The organism is Bacteroides sp. 4_1_36 (assembly GCF_003466325.1).
Lineage (GTDB): Bacteria > Bacteroidota > Bacteroidia > Bacteroidales > Bacteroidaceae > Bacteroides > Bacteroides uniformis.
In genome coordinates, this window is record NZ_QSOX01000060.1 from 1 (window position 1) to 1538 (window position 1538).

At 37.0% G+C, this 1538-nt stretch carries 1 protein-coding gene; it reads left to right on the forward strand.

What is annotated here, in order from left to right; all coding sequences use genetic code 11:
- Positions 1–242 precede the first annotated feature (242 nt).
- A complete protein-coding gene (locus DXD65_RS20850) occupies positions 243–1190 on the forward strand; it encodes a tyrosine-type recombinase/integrase (RefSeq protein WP_005824483.1) in 948 nt (315 codons plus the stop codon).
- Positions 1191–1538 lie beyond the last annotated feature (348 nt).

Genomic DNA, 1538 nt, shown 5'->3' on the forward strand with positions numbered 1-1538 from the left:
TTCCGTTACTTCGCAGGTAACGGAGGAATTTTCCGTGCAAACATAATTGTTTTTCTATAAATGAGCAAATAATAATGCTGTTTTTTTATAATTAATCGAAAAATCTGCATTTAAGCGCACTTTTTTGTTAATGGGATTGTTGTTCGCCCCAATTATTAGTGTATTTGCACGTATGTTCTGCATTATAAAGGGATTGTACTTATACATATTATTAATAAGAGAATGTATAATTTAAATTGAAGATGAAAGAGATTACCTTACAAGAAATGCTGTCAACTATTATTGGAGAGCTTCGAGAAAATGGGAGATGGGGAACAGCCCATATTTACCAATCTACATTGAATGTGTTTTCCGCATTCAATAACTATCGGGATTTGCATCTGCGCAAATTGAATCCAGTGGTTTTGAAACGTTTTGAAATGCACCTGCGTCAACGAGATTGCAGTTGGAACACCGTTTCTACCTATATGAAAGTCATTCGCTCGGCTTACAATCGAGCTGTAGATTTACGATGTGTCCGTTATACTCCTAGATTATTTGAACATGTGTATACAGGAACTAAAGCAGACAAGAAAAGAGCTTTGGAAGCTTCGGATATAGGAACTTTAGTTCGCGGGACAGAAATGGATTTGTCCAAAAGGATTCCTTCCTCAAGCCTTCAAAAGGCCAAAATGCTATTTGTTTTTATGTTTATGATGCGTGGTCTCCCATTTGTCGATTTAGCTTTCTTGCACAAGAAAGACCTGCAAGGGAATGTATTGTCCTATCGTAGAAGAAAGACTGGTCGCACCTTACGGGTACTTCTATCCCCTGAAGCCTTACAGCTGGTACACATGGTATCCAATAAGGACGAGAACTCACCTTATTTATTCCCAATATTACGTAGCAAGGATGGTACAGAAGCGGCTTATAAAGAGTATCAATCAGCTTTGAGGCGTTTTAACTATCAGCTGTCAGCTTTAAAAACACATTTGAATATGAGTTCACATCTTAGTTCGTATTCGGCAAGACACACGTGGGCCACAATGGCATATTATTGTGAGATTCACCCTGGCATTATTTCCGAAGCGATGGGACATTCATCGATAAATGTTACTGAAACCTATCTCAAACCTTTCAACGACAAGAAGATTGATGAAGCAAATGAGAAGGTAATTTCTTTTGTAAAAAGCAATGGAATCTCGGCATAGATTTTTTTATTTTTATTGATAAAGCGGCCTAGATGTGTCCATATTTATTCCTCCCGCAAGAAGCATCTCTTGAAGGGAAGAGTCCTCTCGCTCATTTCTCAACAACTTCCCCTTAAGCCAAAACTCTACAAAATAACACTTTAAGTCTTTCTTTCCCTATAAATATTTTGATTTCCCTTTATCGTAACTTTACCTCTCGGTCATATTATCAGAATTCCACCTATAAGCCACTTTTCATCTTTCATCACTTAAAATGTTATAAACAATTATAGAGGCATTACAACTATATTAAACTTCTTTTCACATAATTGATTCAAGATGGTTCCCGTTACCTGCGAAGTAACGGAA